Annotated in this window: 19 protein-coding genes; 16 read left to right on the forward strand and 3 right to left on the reverse strand. The window is 57.9% G+C overall.

What is annotated here, in order from left to right; all coding sequences use genetic code 11:
- Nucleotides 1-49 precede the first annotated feature (49 nt).
- From JHX88_RS06510 to JHX88_RS06525, 4 genes are all read left to right on the forward strand, one after another.
- Nucleotides 50-1,174 (forward strand): C4-dicarboxylate TRAP transporter substrate-binding protein, encoded by a 1,125-nt coding sequence (locus tag JHX88_RS06510; protein ID WP_076527261.1) that lies wholly within the window; start codon nt 50-52, stop codon nt 1,172-1,174.
- 71 nt (nt 1,175-1,245) lie between these two features.
- A complete protein-coding gene (locus JHX88_RS06515) occupies nt 1,246-1,740 on the forward strand; it encodes a TRAP transporter small permease subunit (RefSeq protein WP_076527239.1) in 495 nt (164 codons plus the stop codon).
- Between the two features lie 34 nt (nt 1,741-1,774).
- Nucleotides 1,775-3,082: a TRAP transporter large permease gene (locus JHX88_RS06520; protein WP_076527238.1), complete on the forward strand. Its 1,308-nt coding sequence runs from the start codon at nt 1,775-1,777 to the stop codon at nt 3,080-3,082.
- 36 nt (nt 3,083-3,118) lie between these two features.
- Nucleotides 3,119-3,793, forward strand: coding sequence for a TetR/AcrR family transcriptional regulator (locus JHX88_RS06525; RefSeq protein WP_076527237.1), 675 nt, complete (start codon nt 3,119-3,121; stop codon nt 3,791-3,793).
- 169 nt (nt 3,794-3,962) lie between these two features.
- Here the strand turns inward: JHX88_RS06525 and JHX88_RS06530 are convergent, their stop codons facing one another.
- Nucleotides 3,963-4,208, reverse strand: coding sequence for a helix-turn-helix domain-containing protein (locus JHX88_RS06530; RefSeq protein WP_076527236.1), 246 nt, complete (start codon nt 4,206-4,208; stop codon nt 3,963-3,965).
- Between the two features lie 97 nt (nt 4,209-4,305).
- Between JHX88_RS06530 and JHX88_RS06535 the strand changes: the two genes are divergently transcribed.
- The 9 genes from JHX88_RS06535 (at nt 4,306) to JHX88_RS06575 (ending at nt 8,278) form a co-directional block, all read left to right on the forward strand.
- Nucleotides 4,306-5,079: a hypothetical protein gene (locus tag JHX88_RS06535; RefSeq protein WP_141225883.1), complete on the forward strand. Its 774-nt coding sequence runs from the start codon at nt 4,306-4,308 to the stop codon at nt 5,077-5,079.
- A gap of 49 nt (nt 5,080-5,128) precedes the next feature.
- A complete protein-coding gene (locus JHX88_RS06540; protein ID WP_176011469.1) occupies nt 5,129-5,494 on the forward strand; it encodes a hypothetical protein in 366 nt (121 codons plus the stop codon).
- Between the two features lie 191 nt (nt 5,495-5,685).
- Entirely contained in the window at nt 5,686-5,982 is a 297-nt protein-coding gene (locus tag JHX88_RS06545; protein WP_076527233.1) for a hypothetical protein, read from the forward strand.
- Nucleotides 5,979-6,236, forward strand: coding sequence for a hypothetical protein (locus JHX88_RS06550; protein ID WP_141225882.1), 258 nt, complete (start codon nt 5,979-5,981; stop codon nt 6,234-6,236). The genes JHX88_RS06545 and JHX88_RS06550 overlap by 4 nt, the downstream gene beginning before the upstream one ends.
- 78 nt (nt 6,237-6,314) lie before the next feature.
- Nucleotides 6,315-6,608, forward strand: coding sequence for an AbrB/MazE/SpoVT family DNA-binding domain-containing protein (locus JHX88_RS06555; protein ID WP_076527232.1), 294 nt, complete (start codon nt 6,315-6,317; stop codon nt 6,606-6,608).
- A 48-nt stretch (nt 6,609-6,656) separates the two neighbouring features.
- Entirely contained in the window at nt 6,657-6,914 is a 258-nt protein-coding gene (locus tag JHX88_RS06560; RefSeq protein WP_141225881.1) for a hypothetical protein, read from the forward strand.
- 226 nt (nt 6,915-7,140) lie between these two features.
- Nucleotides 7,141-7,389 carry a hypothetical protein gene (locus JHX88_RS06565; protein ID WP_076527231.1) on the forward strand — a complete coding sequence of 83 codons (249 nt, stop codon included), beginning with the start codon at nt 7,141-7,143 and terminating at the stop codon, nt 7,387-7,389.
- A 93-nt stretch (nt 7,390-7,482) separates the two neighbouring features.
- Nucleotides 7,483-7,659, forward strand: coding sequence for a type II toxin-antitoxin system Phd/YefM family antitoxin (locus JHX88_RS06570; protein ID WP_141225880.1), 177 nt, complete (start codon nt 7,483-7,485; stop codon nt 7,657-7,659).
- A gap of 58 nt (nt 7,660-7,717) precedes the next feature.
- Complete coding sequence (locus JHX88_RS06575; protein WP_076527230.1) at nt 7,718-8,278, forward strand: metallophosphoesterase; 561 nt, start codon at nt 7,718-7,720, stop codon at nt 8,276-8,278.
- Between the two features lie 4 nt (nt 8,279-8,282).
- On the opposite strand, the gene JHX88_RS06580 is transcribed toward JHX88_RS06575, so the two are convergent.
- Together JHX88_RS06580 and JHX88_RS06585 are read right to left on the reverse strand one after the other, a co-directional pair.
- A complete protein-coding gene (locus tag JHX88_RS06580) occupies nt 8,283-8,750 on the reverse strand; it encodes an AAA family ATPase (RefSeq protein ID WP_084203231.1) in 468 nt (155 codons plus the stop codon).
- 134 nt (nt 8,751-8,884) lie between these two features.
- Nucleotides 8,885-9,109, reverse strand: a complete 225-nt coding sequence (locus JHX88_RS06585; RefSeq protein WP_141225879.1) for a hypothetical protein — start codon at nt 9,107-9,109, stop codon at nt 8,885-8,887.
- A gap of 645 nt (nt 9,110-9,754) precedes the next feature.
- Here JHX88_RS06585 and JHX88_RS06590 point away from each other — a divergent pair.
- The 3 genes from JHX88_RS06590 to JHX88_RS06600 all read left to right on the forward strand — a co-directional run bounded on the left by JHX88_RS06590 (nt 9,755) and on the right by JHX88_RS06600 (nt 18,860).
- Nucleotides 9,755-10,645 (forward strand): DUF6615 family protein, encoded by an 891-nt coding sequence (locus tag JHX88_RS06590; protein ID WP_141225878.1) that lies wholly within the window; start codon nt 9,755-9,757, stop codon nt 10,643-10,645.
- A gap of 279 nt (nt 10,646-10,924) precedes the next feature.
- Nucleotides 10,925-16,087: a DEAD/DEAH box helicase gene (locus tag JHX88_RS06595; RefSeq protein ID WP_076527227.1), complete on the forward strand. Its 5,163-nt coding sequence runs from the start codon at nt 10,925-10,927 to the stop codon at nt 16,085-16,087.
- A gap of 1 nt (nt 16,088) precedes the next feature.
- The gene (locus tag JHX88_RS06600) at nt 16,089-18,860 is read left to right on the forward strand and encodes a DEAD/DEAH box helicase (protein WP_076527226.1); all 2,772 of its coding nucleotides are present in this window, start codon (nt 16,089-16,091) and stop codon (nt 18,858-18,860) included.
- Nucleotides 18,861-18,862: the final 2 nt, after the last annotated feature.

Genomic DNA, 18,862 nt, shown 5'->3' on the forward strand with positions numbered 1-18,862 from the left:
GCATAAAAACAGTTGGCGGTTTGCATTTCCAACCAACAGGGGAACAACCATGAAAAAACTGCTGTCTTTTACCACGCTTGCCGGTTTGATGATGGCCGGCGCTGCGTCCGCGGAAACCAACTTCATCGCCAACAGCTTCTACGACGGCGCCGTGCCAATGTCTGGCGAGGGCTATATTCGCTGGGCCGAACTGGTGCAGGAACTGTCCGAAGGTGACCTGGTTCCCGAGGTTTACACAGGCACCGTCCTGCTGGCACCGCGCGCGTCACTGCAGGGTATCCAGGACAACGTCGTGCAGGTCGCACATCACGCGGCGATCTACACGCCCTCGGATCTGCCGGTTGCCAATGCAGTGCAGGAACTGGGCTTCGCCTATTCCGATCCCGTCGCTGCGATCTTTGCCGTCACCGATTTCTCGATGAATAATGAAGTCCAGCTTCAGGAGTGGCAGGACAAGGGGCTGGTTTACCTTGGCGCCTACGCGACCCCGGCCTATGTGCTGATGTGCTCAAGCCCGGTACGTACTCTCGAGGAAATGAAGGGAAAGCGCATCCGCACTGCGGGATCGGCCGTATCGGTCTGGGTCGAAGAGGCCGGCGGCATTCCGGTCAACGTGCCGTCGAGCGAGATGTATACCGGCCTCGAGCGCGGAACGCTCGACTGCGCCACCAACGCCGCAAGCGACCTCGTGGACCGCTCTCTCCTCGAAGTGGCCGAGCACACGACGCTTTTGTCGACCGGCATGTACTGGTCGGGGCCGCAATGGGGTTACAATCCCGATTTCTGGGCTGGCCTCACCCCCGAACAGCGCGAAGTACTGATGGAGGCCTCGGCACGGTCGATGGCGCGCATGGTAATTGCCTACAATGAAAAGGTTGAGGCCGGCCTTCAGGCGTCCAGGGATGCGGGCGGCAACGTCTACGAACCGGAGCAGGACCTGGCCGACCACGTGGCGGAATTCCGCGACCGGACATCCGCAGCTGCCGCCGAGAAGGCAGGTACCGATTTCGGCGTGGCCGAACCCCAGGCTTTGATCAGCGATTTCGAGGCGACGATGCAGAAATGGAAGGATCTGCTGGTCGATGTCGACGCCACTGACGAGGACGGGTTAACCGAGCTTGCCATGCAGGAGATCTTCAGCAAGATCGACGCGTCGACCTACGGTGTGAATTGATCTGTGTGTGGGCCCCGGGCCTGCACCGCTTGCAGGCCCGCTAGATGCTCCAAGGAAGGCAAGGTTTCACGATGCAAATCGTCCTGGGCGCCATCCGCTGGCTGAACATCGGCACCGTAACCGCGGCCTGTCTCGTGATGCTCCTGATGATGATACATATCACGCTCGACGTGGGTGTGCGCTATTTTGTCAACGGCCAAATCGTCGGTACGCTTGAATGGGTGTCATTCTACTACATGGTGGCGCTGGTGTTTCTTGCGCTTGGGTATGTCGAGTACAAAAACGAGAACATCCGCGTTGATCTTTTCGCGCAGATGATGCCAAAATCGGTACAGCTTGCCCTCTACATCTTCGCCTGCCTGCTGGGGTTGATCTTCTTCGGAATGCTGTTCTGGCAATCCCTGCTCGACGCCACCCGCGCGACCCTGCGCGCGGAGGAGGCGATGAGCAATTTCCGGTTCTACATCTGGCCGGCCCGCTGGGCCCTACCCATCGGGTTCGCGGGCGCATTGCTGGCAGTGCTGGCGAACCTGCTGCGCGCCATCATCCGGCGGCAAGCACTTTGATCCGCCCCGCCCATGCGCTTCGGGAGGCCACCCAATGAGCAATCTGGAAATCGGAATCGCAGGTGTCGCTGCCGCGCTCGTGCTGATCGCGATCCGAGTGCCGATCGGACTGGCCCTTGGCCTCGTGTCCATCGCGGGCATCGGGATCATGTTCAACATGAATGTTGCATGGGGCATGATTTCTGCCACGCCCTTCGACTATGTTGGCCAGTGGGAGCTTTCGGCCGCACCTATGTTTCTCCTGATGGGCTTCATCTGCTCTTCGACCGACATGACCCGCGGGCTTTTCCTGGCCCTCAGGCTTTATCTTGCCCGGCTGCCTGGAGGCCTTGCAATCACCTCTGTTGGAGCCTGCGCTTTCTTCGCTGCGGCCTCCGGCTCGTCGGTTGCGACGGCCTCGGCGATGTCGCGCATGGCGGTTCCCGAGATGCTGAACAACGGCTATGACCGTGGACTGGCGACCGGCACCATCGCCGCTTCGGGCACGCTGGGTTCGCTGATCCCTCCCTCTGTCCTGCTGATCCTTTACGGCGTCTACGCGCAGGTTTCGGTGGGGCAACTCTTCATGGCGGGATTCCTGCCCGGATTGCTTTCGGCGCTGATCTACATGGTAATGATCATGGTTAGGGTGAAGGTGACCCCAAGTCTTGCAGGAACGGTCGAGATCAACCCGACCCCGGAGGAGCGGCGCGAGGCGTTCCGCGATGTCTGGCCGCTGCCGACCCTGATCCTCGTGGTTCTGGGTGGCATCTTCTCAGGCATTTTCTCGCCCACGGAGGCCGGCGCGCTGGGTGCTTTTGCGGCACTAGTCATTGCCGTCGTCCGGCGCAAGCTGACACGTGCCGCACTGTTCGAGGCAGTCACGCAGGCTGTGGTCTCGACTGCCTCCATTTTTATCATTCTGATCGGATCGCTCTTCTTCACGCGTTTTTTGGCGCTGTCTGGCTTCCCACGGGCGTTTTCCGACGCAATCCTCTCGGTCAGCACCGAAACCTGGTGGATCCTGTTTGCCGTGGCCGTGATCTACCTCGTCCTAGGTATGCTGATCGACAGCATTGGCCTGCTGCTTTTGACCCTGCCGATCCTTGTCCCGCTTGTGAACGAGGCCGACATCAACCCGGTTTGGTTCGGGATCATCGTCATCAAGCTCCTGGAAATCGGGTTGATAACGCCACCGATCGGGCTGAATGTCTATATGATTAACGGGGCGCTCAACAATCGCGTGACCCTGCCGGAGATCTTCCGTGGCATCACCTGGTTTCTCGCGATGGACCTACTGACGCTGATCATCCTGATCGCGTTTCCGATCTTGACGCTCTGGCTTCCGTCGCTCGCCTATTGACGGCATAGTGTCGATCCGGTTCCCAGGGGAGGATCAATGGCCGACATAACTTCAGGACCGAGACGCAGCGAGAAACCAGTGCAGGCCCGTAGCATCGCGATGCGCGAGAAACTGATCGAGGCAGCGCTCGAGGTCATTTATGATCTGGGCTACAATTCCGCGTCAACGCCAGAGTTCTCCCGTCGCGCCGGGGTGTCACGTGGCGCTCTACTGCATCATTTTCCTACCCGGTCTGATATCATCATCGCAGCGATGGAAGACCTTCTGGGCGAAGGAACACGTGAAATCAGGGAAACCGCTAGCAGAGTCGCGCGCCAGGAGGTGAGCCTTGGGGATTTCGTGGAGTTTCTGTGGCAAATGTTCTCGGGCCGGTTCTTCTACATCTCTTTGGAATTCATCAATGAAGCCCGAACTGACGCAGAGCTTCGAGAGCGTATGATACCGGTGGTGAGGGACTTTCACGCGGCTCTGGACGGCATCTGGGGGGAATTCGAAAAACAGGCCGATGGGTTGCCTCAGTCAACGCGCGTCGCGTTGAACATGACTGTCTGCTTGGTGCGTGGCATGGGAGTACAGACGGTTTTGAAAGACGACCCTGACTATTTCCGCTCTATGCTGGAGGCTTGGAAGTCAATTCTGCCCCAACTGCTCCGGAGCAATCAACATGATCTCGGCGGTGATGACCGAACCGAGCACGGGGCATGGGGCTGAGAGCCTTGCCTGTAAGTTGACCATATGAAAACATCGGGTCGGGATGTGACACGTGCGTGATTGATCCTGTCACTTGACGAGACGGTATTGACGGATATCGGGTTGAACTATGATCACCATCCATTGACGGGTACTGAAGAGGTTGTGTTTGTCCCAATTCCTAGGTGAGTCAAGTTTCGTCTGCCCTTACAGTCTGCTCTCCTCGGTCGAACAGATCCTGGGGGGGAACTTCCAGAGCCTCTGCAATTTTTAAGATCACTTTGAGTCCCGGGTTCCTCTCACCGCGTTCGATACCACCCACATATGTTCGGTCGAGTTCGACCTGCAATGCAAAGCTTTCTTGCGAGTAGCCGCGCGATTTACGCAGCTTCCGCAGACGCTTGCCAAAGTCGCTGACCGTGAACGCTTTTCCCATGCACATTCTTGCATAGAAAAGATGCTTGATCGTCCACGGACTTATCGTATCATTTATAGTGAATGATTCATTTTATGAAGATTGGGGAGTATCGCCTGTGAACAACCAGATGTTTCGCGCCGCCATTTTCTGCATAGCTACCGGTCCAGCCTTCGCAGACGAGTTGACCCCGCTTCCGGAACCGGAGCCACGCCCTTATCCTTATAAGATCCTTGATCTGCAGCCCGGTCAGATCGCGACAGAAACCGTGCTTGAGCTCGAAAAGCACTTGGGTGGATCGCTCAATCCAAAGATTATCCAGCAAGTCGTGACGTCACCCGACGGGCTGCGCTTCGAAGCGGATATCACCATTGGCTACGACACAGCAGGCATCGGATTACGCACTCGGATGGGAAATGAGCCCTATGAGGAAATAACGCTGAGAAATGCGACACCTGTGCTTGAGGGTCGACTTGTCGGCCTCTGGCGCACCATGCGGAAGCCAAATGCCGAACTGCCCGATCCCGCCGCACTAGCTGCACAAATCGAGGAACTATACGGTCAGCCAAGTTGGGTCGGTGCTGATGGACTCGGTGGAAGAATGGTCAAATATGTCTGGACGCCTTCCGGCCAACTTTCGCCACAAGAGAAAGAGCCTTGCACGCATCTGACGTATCAAGGCTATGCGTTCGATTCTGACCGACGCCCGGTCGCCCCGCCCGAATGTTCTGCCGTTTTTACCGCGAGGTATGAAACCGAGGCCGGCCAGTCCACGATACGCTTTAGTCTGGTTGATTACGAATTGGCACGGCAGGACCTCGAGGAAACGGATCGTCAAATCCTCGAACAGATTTCGGGAGACAGCATCGAACCTTCCGATATGAAACTATAGGCCGCGAATGCAGTTACAGAATCAATTCAGTTCGGATGAAACCGGAAACATGCTCGGTCTGCTGACACTGGTGGCGGTCGATTTCGGATACCTTCCGCTGGACAGCGCCGAACTCCTCCTAATCCATGGCTTGATTGACGTTCGGGAGGAAAAAGCTGCTACCGCCAACGGTCAGAAAGTGATCGAAGTCTATGTTCCGACCCAGGAATCCATCAATTTCGTCACAAAGGTAAAAAAGGATCTACCTACAGACTTGGATGTGTCCTCCCTGATACAAGATTTCGACGGCCTGCCCGCTGGCGGCAAGCGGAAATGGGTGGTTTCGCAATCCTACCTTCAAAAATGGCGCGCCAGCGGGAAGCGTGTGCTGCCAAAATCGATAATCCGGCGTTGGCGCCCCCGTATCTCTTTATAACATTGCCGGGGCAAATGTTGCTCATTTCGAATCCAAGGAGATTTAGCTAACAATGGCGACGTCCGATGGTTTCGATCTGGCCCACGTCGAGCGGCTGAGGAAGCGTCAAGTTGCCCGCTGAGCTGGCGATGCCATTTGCGGTCCTGCTGATCTTGAGCGGCGGCGGAAATTTATGATGATAGGAACGGGAAATGGCCACGAGTCCCTTTTCAACACCGTGCAATCAGGTTTCCTCGGAAGCGCAAGAGCCAGCGCGCATCAAGTCCGAACGCTTGGAATCAATACTTGCGGGGCTTGCCGCTGAGCTTGCGCAAAGTAACCACGAGGTATCTGAGGCGCTTGACCGCGCCATCGCCAGCATTTCGGCAACTCGGAAACAATTGGACGGTATTGTGCCAAAAACCCAGAAAAACACCGCACAGGCAGGCTTCGTTTCCCCTGACGATGACTTCAAGCCCTTTTTCGGCAGGATGTGGCATGAAGAATGACTGACAGAACATATTTTGGCCTGCCGGTTGTCCGCGGCATGGTTCGCCAGAGCGATATCGAGGCTCTGCCCTTCGCGGAGTTTTGGCGGGAGAGCGCCTCAGGATCGACTGTTCTGCGCGATAGCACGACCGGTGAGCAGATGATTTACCTGCACGATTGGGAACGATTTTGTCGTCTGTTCATTGCGACCGGGCGTCACCGGTATAGCCCTGTGGGCCGAATGAATTTAAAACGACGTGCTGGATTGTCATGAACCGCTTGCGACGGACGATCAGCTCCCCGACATCAAGTCCTGAATTATCTGCAATGGCCAAACGCGGAGGAGCGAGCCGTGAGCAAGAAAGACCAAAACGCCTACACGCTCGAAGACATGCCCGGTGAGCTAAAAGAGCAGTTGGTTGCTGCATTGAAGCGGGATCTATCCTCTAGCGGCATGACCTACGCGCGCCACACGGAGGATATCCCTCCGGACGAAGCGAAATTGCTAACCAGCCACTCGAGGAAAATACTCGACGACAACGCTAATCTCATGCCGTCTCTGGATGATCTTGTTTCTGAGATTGACCCCGAGAATGCACATGGCGAAGTGGATTTTGGGCCTCCGGTCGATAAGGAAGAGTCATAAGAATGAAAGTATTGGAATATCCGACAAAAATTCGAAGGACATGACGACATGGGAAGGGAAACCTCACATCTTGCTACAGACAGGACACCCGGGCCGTTTCGCGTCAGATGTCTACGCTGCGACACGATCGTCGAGAGCTGGCATCGGGATGTCTCGACGCCCAAAGGCGCGACCATCGGCATGGCCTATTGTCAGTGCGGCAATATCGGGGCGGATAGCCTGGTCTTTCAAGATTTCGGACGGGTGCTGTTTCGAAACCCGAACAGCTATGAAGTTGTGACGGATAAAACCGAGAGACCGGAATGACCGTCTGGTTCACCGCCGACACGCATTTTGGCCGTGAAAACATCATCCCGTTCAGCGGTCGCCCGTTTCGTTCCGTCAGTCACATGGATTCCGCATTGATCGAGAACATGTGGAAGGTGGTGAAACCAGAGGATTCACTCTGGATCGTCGGCGATTTCGCCTTCGGGCCTGCGGCGAAGGATGTGTCCTGGCTGGAAATGAATATCGGTGCAATGCAGAGGCCGACATGCTGCGGAACGATCCGCCGGAGATCCGCGAAAGCTACCACCTCGATCCGAGCTATCGGCATGGGATCGGGCTGGATGTGGTGGTGGACGCGCCGGGCATCACCTGGGAGGTCATCGAGGATGCGATCCGCCATTTCCGGCAGATCGGCGAGTGGAATTGGGAGAACCCTCAACCGGTCCCGCGAGAGCGCATGAACCTGTCGCCGGAGGGCGGGCCAACCACGATCAACACGATTCCTGGATCATGAGCGGGGTTGGCAAAACCCTGTCGGGCTCTCCCCCAATACCTGTCATCTCCAATGATCGAGACAGGATGCCGAAGACATGCCTGGGAGGATACGATGCGCAGTTTTTCCATGATCGAGTTCGCGAACAGGAGTGAAAAGGTACTGGATGCAGCGGACGAAGCGCCCGTGGCTATCCAGCACGGCGGGGAACCGCGATTTGTTCTGATGTCCGTCGCGAGGTTCGAGCATCTGGTAAAGATTCAGGATATGCGGCGACACGAGGAGGATTGATGATGCTGCGGAATCCGAACAGCGCTATCATCGTGACGAATAACACCGAGAGATCGGAATGACCATCTGGTACACGGCCGATACGCATTTCGGCCATGAAAATATCATCCCGTTCTGTGGCCGCCCGTTTCGTTCGGTCAGTCATATGGATTCCGCATTGATCGAAAATATGTGGAAGGTGGTGAAACCCGAAGATACGCTTTGGATCGTGGGCGATTTCGCCTTCGGCCCCGCGGCGAAGGATGTATCCTGGCTGGAGATGATCTTCGGGCAACTGCCGGGCGCCGAAAAACATCTGGTCGTCGGCAATCACGACGGCGAGCTGACACAGCTCTTGCCCTGGGCCTCGGTCACGCATCTGACGGAAGTTGACGATAACGGCAGGCGCAGTGTGCTGTGCCATTACCCGATGATCACGTGGAATGGCGCGCGGAAGGGTGCGCTCCAAGTCTTTGGGCATGTCCACAACAACTGGCTCGGATCGCGCAATGCTGTCAATGCCGGGGTCGATGTCTGGGATTACATGCCCGTGACGCTGGCTGATCTCGAGCGCCGCGCCCGCAAGCTGCCGGTCAACAGGCACTGGGAGGATGTAGAACAACGGGCCGCCGCTGATTGACATCCTATCCTGGCATCTCATGCCATTCATTGGTTCTCGGGATGTCATAGAGTGTTGCCCCGATCTCATCATAGGAGCTGGATTCGGTTCGGGGAATCAGTTCTCCAGGTTGCGCTTCCGCTTCGGGATTGTCGTGATACCGCAACAGCCAACCTTGTATCGTCGCGGGGCTGAAGAGATGCATGCCAAGCGCAGCCTCGAATTCAGCGGCTGCGGCGAAGTGATCGGGAAAAAACCGTTCAAACAGAGCGCGGGCGGTGTTGGCGCCCACCAGTCCGAGTTCGACATGGACATCTGCGCGACCCGGACGGATCAGGGCGGGATCCAGTCTTTCGAGGTGATTGGTGGTCATGACCAGCGCCCGCCCTTCCTGGGAACCAACCCCATCAATGGCGTTCAGGAGGCCCGAGAAGCTGATGCCATGTCGCCGCTCTCCCGCGTCTCGTCCCGTGAACACCGCGTCCACAGGCACGGCGCGATACCATTCGCCCTACCAGCATCGCGATAACGCGCGCCGCAGCCATGACAATTCCGATGCTGCCAAGGGCAATGCCCCCAACAAAGATGTCGTTCAGCATCATCTGGCCCAGCCATATCTGAAAGCCGTCAAACATGGCGTGCCTCAACGCCGTATAGGGCATAGAAATCAGCTGACCGAAGAGCCGAGATCGATTTCAATGCGCGTTCGCGGGCAGGGCCGAGAGCGACGAGCAAGTTCGGCGTTTCTCGTGCGCATTGGTGTCCGGTTGCGACCGGATGCTCAGTAAGGAAGCGGACCACGTCCCCCGGGCGGTTTGCGTTGGAGAAGCTGTCCATGGAAAGATCGTCCATGGTAATATCTCAGAATCGTGGGCAATTGGGCCGACCTATTGGCGGACCGAAATTCACCCTGCTTGCAGCGAATTATGCGGAAAGCTGCCCGAGGAGGGCGAAGCTGATGATTGTCATGTGCATTTACCCTCCTTTCCTTTGAGACATTTCAATGCGGCCTCTATGGACCGAACAGGCCTGATAACGACCTTGGGCGATTCGATTCAACGGAATTTGGACCTGTTGGCCACGAGCGTTGCAATCAGGCAACGGTCGAATCCGTTGCGCAACAACTCAATGAAAATCCCGGCTCGAAAACAGCTTCGTCGCCTGACCGCGGGTTTGTCGGGCGGATGTCAGAAGACGGCAAAGCCGTTTTCTTGCTCGGCGAGCAGGAGACATGCCCCAGTCCAATTCACGCCGCGCTGCAGTTTTCGCATTCCTGCCGTTCGCGCCTTCCGTAGCATTTCGAAAATATGAATGACGATAGCGCGGGAGGTAGCGGACACGCGCCGTGGCACCAATTGTCGGAACCACTTTATGCCGACCACGCTATCTTAACGGGTTCGTTTGATTGCGCCGAGCTGCCGTTTGAGTCAATCTTTTTCCGGGCAACTTGCGAGCTACAAAAATTTCCCGCACGCTGTGGCAGAAAGATGCAGAGGCGTGGATTTGAGAGGATCACTTTTATATAGCTTGCTGGAGTTGGCCCATGCGACCTCGAAAAATCTTGGATTTGCGCATCGGGACGATGTCCATGTCAGCTATGGCGAAGAAACGATTACGGAAACCAACCTGCTGGAACTTCGTCGCCGCCATCCTGCAATTATCACTTTGCATACATTCGGAAAGAAGAAAGAGGCTCTGAACGGCGCGGACTGGGAATGGCACATTATCGGACGACGCCGGAAGTTCCGAATGCGGGTTCAGGCGAAGCGATTGCAGAAAAACGGCGTGCTGAAGATACCGCACAAGGTGAAATCGTCAGGCGCGCAGCAGATCGACTTGTTGATCAAGGATGCCAAGGCCAACCGCTTGCAACCTATCTACTGCATTTACTCTGCTGAGAACCAGCGTAACCACTGGGCCATAAAGCCCACTCCGGGAGATTTTGTCGAATTCGAATACGGTTGCCTGCTTGTCAGCGCGAATACTGTGAAGGCGAATGGGCCGAGGGCTCTGGGCGATATAGAGACACATTGCATTCCATGGCATTATCTGGTCGAACGCTGTCGGTATGTCGGCGCCGAAGTTTCAGACATTTTGGAAGTCGACGGGTCCGAGATGCGTTTCGTGATAGCTTCTGGCGCGTTGTCTTCAGTTACAGATGAGGCGCGTGCCATTGATAGCGTCGCCGTTAGTAGTTTCCCGACGCTCGACGAATTGAACGCTTCAGTTGGGCCAAGTCGGGAGATTGACGGCCTAATTGATGCCGATGACCCCGAATACGAGCGACGTTCCAGTGAGGAGGAGTACCGCGAACGCAGAATAGGGCGCCTCGTTGAGATTGATGTCCGCGAGATTCCTGTCGCCCGCGATGACGAGGACGCTGTGTGAGGAAAGGGCGTCGGGAAGGACAATGCGAAATTCGAACGTTCGGTTCGAAATCGGCGGACCGGCAACGGCCCTCAGCATGCCAACATGCTGTGCTGCGGCATTCACCAAAGTCGCCGCTCGGATGGGCCGTGGTAAATTCAGCCATGCACAGCCAGAGCAACAAAATCACGAAGATATCTCTCGCCTGGACACCTGCACTTGTCGGATCATTAATCGTGCCCTTGCACTGAACGCTTGTATTCCCGCAAACTGCAAGAACTCTGATGGTGAAGGGCCCCAATGAAAGCGTTTGAATTTGACCATCAACTGATCAGTGCATATGAACATTTTTCGCGTTCATTCAGCGCAATTCGGGCGCCTGACCTGAAATCCGAGATCGATGCCCAGTACGACGCCGGAAAATTCTGGCCGGATGCCCTCTTGTCTTTGAACCCACGCTTCATGGCGGGGCCGACGGTCGATGAGCTCGTCGCCACGGGTGATCTCGACGACGGCACGGGCAAGGTTTTCCGGTTTGGCACCACACCTCTTCGCTTTCACCGGCACCAAGCCGAGGCCATCGCGAAGGCGAAGCAAGGAAAGAGCTATGTCGTCACTACCGGCACGGGTTCGGGGAAATCCCTGTGCTTCTTCGTGCCGGTTGTCGACGCAATCATCCGCGCGCGGCGCGCAGGAAAGCCGCGCCGCACGACGGCAATCATCGTTTACCCCATGAACGCACTGGCAAATAGCCAGATGAAGGAGATCGACAAGTTCATCGCCGGTTCCGGTTTGCCCGATGAGCTCAAGCCGGTGGTCAAGCGCTACACCGGTCAGGAAAGCCGTGAAGAACGCGAGCGCATCGCTGCCAATCCACCCGATGTTCTCCTGACGAACTACATGATGGCAGAATTGCTTCTGACGCGTCAGGATGACCTGGACTCGAAAGTCGTCTCGAACGCGTCCGGTCTCGAGTTCATCATTCTCGACGAACTCCATACCTATCGCGGGCGCCAAGGTGCCGATGTCGCGGTCCTCGTTCGGCGCCTGCGGGACAGGTGCTCGCCTGACAAGGAGCCAATCTGCATCGGGACCTCGGCAACGATGGCCTCCGAGGGATCGGACGAGAGCCGCGCACTCGCTGTCGCGAAGGTAGCGTCTCGTCTGTTTGGCACCAACATTGGCCCCGACGCGGTCATCGACGAGTCATTGCAGCGCGCGACCGATGACGCCCTGAAGACCGAGCACGTCCTTGACGCTTTGAAGACGGTCCTGACGCAGCCTTTGCCGGACGCACTCGATGACGAAACACTGAAGCGCCATCCACTCTCGGTGTGGGCCGAACTCGAACTCGGATTGGACGATGGGCTTGAGCTTCGCAGGAAGAAGCCGATCCCTTTCGAAGAGGCCGTCAAAAAGCTTTCTCTGGCCAGTGCGGTCGATGCCGAAACCTGCCGAGACTATCTCGAAAAATTCCTGACCCGGGTAAGCCTGCCGGAGCATGAGCGCGGCGGCACGCAGGACGGTGCCTTTCTCGCCTTCAAACTCCACCGTTTCATCTCCGGTGCCGGTGAAGTCTTTACGACGCTCACGGACAGGCCGCGTCGGATCCTTCTTGAAGGGCAGCTCGAGGACCCCGAAGCCCCTGGCAACCGCCTCTACCCCACGCGGTTCTGCCGAAACTGTGGCCAGGAATACCATGTCGTGACCAAGGTCGACGATGATGGGAGTTTGCGCTTTCTGCCCCGAAGCATCGACGACACGCCGCTCGACACTGAAGAAGACGAGGTTGCAGGGTATCTCTGTCCGGTGACGCCCGGCGATACTGGCTTTCAGTTCACAGGCGAGCTTGAGGGTTACCCCGAAAGCTGGCGAGAAGAGAAAAACGGCATTGAGCGGCTGAGAGGGTATCGCAAGAAGCGTATGCCGGTGTCCTACGTCGTGGGTGCTGATGGTCGCCACGGAGCGGGCGGAAACGATTTCTGGTTCATCCCGGGTAAGTTTGCCTTCTGCCTATGCTGTCACGACGAGCCGACGCAGGGGATGCGTGAACGCAGCAAGTTGGCGGGTCTGTCCGGCGAAGGGCGAAGCTCGGCAACAACCTTGCTCGTAGCCAGCGCCCTGGAGTGGATGAACAAACCTGGCAGCGGCGTACCCGAGACGAAGCGGAAGCTTTTGGGGTTCACGGATAACCGTCAGGATGCAGCCCTGCAGTCTGGCCATTTCAATGACTTCCTGTTCGTAAGCCTGTTGCGCGGAGCCATCCTTCGCGCAGTCATTTCTGCTGGCACAGGTGGGCTCGCAGAAGACGAGTTCGGCCTGCAGGTGGTGAAGGCGCTCGGCTTTACTGCCGCCAACAAAGAGGCGCGCCAACACTGGCTGCTGGATTCGAATGCTGGTGCCATCATTCGTGAAGACGCCCAGCGGTCGCTCGCAAAAGTTCTCGCCCATCGTGTCTGGACGGACCTGCGTCGCGGTTGGCGCTTCACCAACCCCAGCTTGTCTGTCCTGAACCTGATCGACGTGAATTTCCTCGGCCTCGAGGAAATCTCTGAAGATCGCGAGCGCTTCATGGCCATCCATCCAGCGCTGGGAGACCTCAGCCTCGAGCAGCGGCAGGCAATTCTCAAGGCGATTTTGTCCGCGATGCTCGAGGGCCTGGCTGTTCAGACCGAAGCCTTGGATCTGACTGTCCTCGATGGCGTGGCGCAGAAGTCCCGAATGTTGCTTCAGGCACCTTGGGCCATTGATCAAAAGGAAAATCCGCGCTCGCGGTCCTCGCTTGTCCTGCGCGCGGGCAGCAAGAACGTCGTCACGCTGCGTGAAGAACAAACGCTTCTTCGGGCAGGTCCCAATTCGCGGATCGCACGACTCGTGAACCGGAAGTCCGTTCTTGGCACGAAGCTGAACAAGGATGAATACTACGAGTTCATGGAAGGGATGCTTGCCTTCCTGAGCGACGAAGGGCTGCTGGTGCCTGTCGAACTCGATAGCGATGTGACGGGCTGGCGCCTGTCACCATCTGCGGTTCGGCTTGTGCCTGGACCGGCCCTCGCTGATGAAACGCACCGCGGCAACCGATATTTCCACGACCTATACACCGCGATTGCCAGTGACCTTGGCGACGGGCGCAGTTCCTACTGGGGGCTGGAGGGACGCGAGCACACGGCTCAGGTTTCGCAGAAGCAGCGGGAATGGCGTGAATGGCGGTTCCGTTTCGAGCAGGACGACATGGACCATCTCGCGACTTCGGAGTATAGCACGGAAATTCGGGCAACCGGCGAGTCAGACCGGTTCCTGCCCGCGCTGTTCTGCTCTCCGACCATGGAACTCGGCGTTGATATTTCTGCCTTGAACGCCGTCTACCTGCGCAACGTACCACCTACGCCGGCGAATTACGCGCAGCGCGCTGGTCGTGCCGGTCGATCGGGCCAGGCAGCAGTTGTCGTGACCTACTGCGCCTCGGGGTCTCCGCATGACCAGTATTTCTTCGAGCGGCGAAACGATATGGTGGCCGGCGTTGTGCGGCCGCCAGCACTCGACATCACAAATGAAGAGCTGGTCCGATCGCACCTGCAAGCGGTGTGGCTGGCGGAAGCGAAACTGGCGCTTTCTCCCGACATCCCAGAGATTTTGGACCTTCACGGGGATAAATTCCCGCTGAAGGAAGACGTTCTGGCGGTCATCTCGAAACCCACTCTGGTTTCGCAGGCACGGGGACCGATGGCGCGTGTCTTGAAGCAGATTCTGGTGTCCGACGGCGGGCAAACTCCGATCTGGATGGACGATCCAGACGAGTTCGTTCTTTACACGGCCATGAATGCCCCAAAGGAGTTTGACCGCGCCTTCGATCGATGGCGGGAGCTTTATAGCTCTGCCAGGACGCAATTGGCCGAGGCGAACAAGCGTTCGGAAATTACGGGGCTCTCGGGAGCCGACCGGCGCAAGATCAAGGCTGCACAAATGCAGGCCCAGGATCAGATCGCCATCCTCGAACAAGGCAAAGCCTCGAGTGGCTCCGATTTCTATTCGTATAGGTATCTGGCAACAGAGGGTTTCCTGCCCGGGTACAACTTCCCGCGCTTGCCGCTTTACGCGTTTGTTCCTGGCGAAGGTAAGACGGGGTCATTCCTGTCCCGAGCCCGCTTCCTGGCCATTTCTGAATTCGGCCCGCGCAGTCTGATTTATCATGAAGGCCGCGCTTACCAGGTCATGAAGGCCAAACTGCCGCCCGAGGTGCGCCAGGGCGACGGATCGGAATTGGCGACCAAGGATATCTACATCTGCTCCAACTGTGGCGCATCGCATGAGGGCGAGGTCGAGCGTTGCCATGGGTGCAACAACCACATGGCGGGTGAGGTCCCCATCAAGAAGACGCTGCGTATCGACAACGTCGAGGCCGCCCCGACTGAGCGGATCACCGCGAACGATGAAGAGCGAGTTCGGCAGGGCTTTGACATCCAAACCGTCTTTTCTTGGCCGCAGAAGGTTACCAACGCTAAATTCGTCTGTGGCGAGACTTCACTCTTGGCCCTGCAATACGCGAACAGTGCGGAAATCAGCCGTCTGAACAAGGGTTTGAAGCGCCGAAAGGACCAGACTGTCTTCGGTTTCCATATCGATCCGAGGTCCGGCTACTGGGCGAAATCCGACGACGAGGACAGCGACACGGAGGTCCCACCCGACGTGGTCAAGCCGGTTCGCATTGTCCCGATTGTCCGCGACCGAAAGAATGCCCTGTTGTTCCGCTTTGAAAAGCCGGAGCAGTATGAGCCCGAGACGATTGCGACGGTTCAGCATGCGTTGCTGCGCGGAATCGAAGTGGTTTTCCAGTTGGAAGAAGGCGAAATCCTCGGTGAACCGCTGCCCGCGAGGGACAACCGCCGTGCAATCCTTGTCTACGAGGCAACGGAAGGCGGCGCCGGCGTGCTCACGCGCCTGATCGATGACGGAAAGGCAATCAACGAGGTGGCGAAGACCGCTCTGGGTCTGATGCACTTCGAGAATGTGGATGCTGCGATTGCTGCGGGTGATGCGGACCTGTTGCAGGAGAAGAAAGACGGAAGCTGTGTTCGCGGCTGCTATCGTTGCCTGCTGTCCTACTTCAACCAACCGGATCATGAGCTGATCGACCGCACTAGCCCGGAAGTTGCGCAATTCCTGATCGATCTTGCACGCGGCGAGATTTCCCTTGCTGCGAAGCCGACCGCCAGAACAGTGCTATCACCATGGCTTGAGGCATTCAGCGCCGCAGGCATTCCCCAAGTCGATACGATGCCCGCGAGCTTTGGTGGACGCGAATTTGAGTTCGTTTGGCGCGCATTCGCGGTTGCCGCGACGACCGCTGACCTGACTGCAGAAGCTGAGGCAGACGCGATGAACAAGGGCTGGGTCGTTTTTGGATTGCCTTCGGCGCCGTCGGAAGGACCGCCGGATGGCTTCATGAAGAATTTTGAAGGTTGATATGACTGTGAATTTTACTCTTGGAGATCTCGTCAGAGCTCGCGGCCGTGAATGGGTTGCCTTGCCGACACCCGGTGAGGGCCTGCTCGCCCTGCGCCCTCTCTCGGGCAATGAAAACGACATCGTGGTTCTTGCTCCGGATCTCGAGCTTACACCGGTAGAAGCCGCTCGCTTCGACCTGCCTGACGATGCGCGCACGACAGTGCAGTCCAAGGCGGCTCTTCTCGCCGACGCGTTGCGACTGACCCTCCGCCGGGGGGCCGGTCCGTTCCGATCCGCCGCACAGCTTGCTTTTGAGCCTCGGACGTACCAACTGGTCCCGCTTCTCATGGCCCTTCGGCTTCAGGTCCCGCGTCTGTTGATTGCCGACGACGTTGGCATCGGCAAGACCATCGAAGCGGGTCTGATCCTCCGCGAACTGATGGATCGCGGAGAGGTCGATGCGTTTTCGGTTCTTTGCCCTCCGCACCTCGTGGACCAGTGGATCACCGAACTGAAGGATCGCTTCGGGATCGATGCCGTGGCCGTCACCTCCGGGACTGCGGCACGTCTGGAGCGCAATCTCCCATTGGCGCAAACCCTTTTTGATGCCTACCCCTTCACGGTGGTCAGCCTTGACTACATCAAAGCCGAGAAACGCCGGGATGGGTTCGCCAGGGCCTGCCCGGATTTCGTTATCGTCGATGAAGCACACGCCTGCGTCGGGACGCACAAGGGAAAGCAGCAGCGTTTCGACCTCCTCCAAGGCCTTGCACGCGATACCGCGCGTCGGTTGATCCTGCTGACAGCTACGCCGCACTCCGGGGACGAAGACGCGTTCGCTCGGCTTCTGTCGCTGATCGACACGGAATTCGGGACCGTCAACTTCGACAACCAGAAATACCGCGAGCGCCTTGTCAGGCACTTTGTTCAGCGGCGGCGCGTCGACCTAGTCGAGGGCGACTGGGATGAGAACCGCTCGTTCCCCAGGCACGAGACCACCGAATACTCGTACCGCCTGAACGACGAGCACCGGGCCTTCCAAGAGGCCGTACTTGATTATTGCTTCTCGGTCGTGTCACGGGCTGGAAACGCGCAAAAGGATCGCCGCCTTGCCTTCTGGGGCACTCTGGCGCTGATGCGCTGTGTTGGATCGTCACCCGCAGCCGCAATGAGCGCGTTGCGAAACCGGGCTTCTAATGACGACGACCGCCTCGAGCCGCAGATTTACGACGAAGATGGCGATGACGAAGACGCCGTGGACATCGAGCCAAACACCGTCTTCTCAAATGATCCCGCTCTCCAAGGGCTACTCGACAAGGCCAGCGAACTTCTGACGGCCGAAGATCCCAAACTGAACGCCCTCATCATGGCCCTCAAACCCTTGATCAAAGAAGGCGCTAACCCCGTCGTCTTCTGCCGCTACCTCGCCACTGCCGAACATGTGAAGGAAGGGCTTCGCAAGGCCTTCCCCAAACTAAATGTGCAGGCCGTGACGGGTGAATTGACGCCGGACGAGCGTCGTGATCGCGTCGCGGAAATGGCGGCGGAAGAAACTGCCGCCACAGATCAGCGCATCCTTGTCGCCACGGACTGCCTGTCGGAGGGGATCAACCTTCAACAGCTGTTCGACACCGTGATCCACTACGACCTTTCCTGGAATCCGACGCGCCATCAACAGCGCGAAGGTCGCGTGGATCGTTTCGGGCAACCCGCCGAACTCGTTCGCTCGATCATGATGTTTTCGCCCGACAGCGCCGTCGACGGTGCAGTGTTGGATGTCATTCTCCGCAAAGCCGAAGAAATTCGCAAGGCGACGGGCGTGACCGTGCCTCTCCCCGACGAACGGGGACCGGTCACCGATGCTTTGATGGCCGCAATGATGCTCCGTCGTGGCGGTGGCAGCCACAAGCAGTTGACGCTGGATCTGCAACTCGACGACGGCATCCAAGTGATGGAGACCCGTTGGCGCGATGCAAGTGAGAACGAGAAACGGTCACGCGCCCGGTTTGCACAAAACGCCATGAAACCGAGTGAAGTCGCCCCTGAATGGGACAAGATGAAAGCCCTGCTCGGATCACCAGCGGAAACGCTCGAATTCCTCGAGCGCGCGATGTCTCGGTTCGGGGTTCCCCTTGAAAAGAGGAAATCGCTGCAGTTCGCCCACGTGCATGCCCTTCAGGATAGCCTGAAGGAAAAGCTGGAGCAGCATGGCCTGAAGAGCTCACTAAAGCTGGCCACGCAGGAACCGGTGCCCTCAGGGGCTTCGCTTCTGACCAGAACCCATCCGCTGACATCGTCCTTGGCGGAAAGCCTGCTTGAAGCCTCTCTTGATACCGAAGCATTGCCGGATCTGGGCATCGGTCGTGTTGGGGCCTGGCCGAGTGCCGCCGTCACTCAGATGACGCGTGTCGCTCTATTGCGTATTCGCTACAAGCTCACGGTTCATGCACGGCGCGGGCGCCTTCTGCTGGCAGAAGAAGCTGCCCTTGTTGCCCTCGACAGCAGCACGGTACTTGCGTCTGGCAGCGAGGCACGCGCGCTGCTTGCCTCCCAGGCAACTGCGGATCTCGCGCCTGTCGCCCGCGACCGAATGATCAATATAGCGAAGGCAGCCCTTCCTGACCTGCTGGGCGGCCCGATTGCCGATTTCGTGCAGAAGCGCGCCGCGGAGCTGGTTGAAGACCACGCCCGCCTTCGTGCTGCCGCCGGTTCCGCGTCGCGTGTCAGTGTGGAGCCGATCATTCCCCCAGACGTCATCGGCCTCTTCGTTCTTGTTCCGGGGGACGTGTAATC

Origin of the sequence: Paracoccus saliphilus, from assembly GCF_028553805.1 — a bacterium.
GTDB classification, from domain to species: Bacteria; Pseudomonadota; Alphaproteobacteria; order Rhodobacterales; family Rhodobacteraceae; genus Paracoccus; species Paracoccus saliphilus.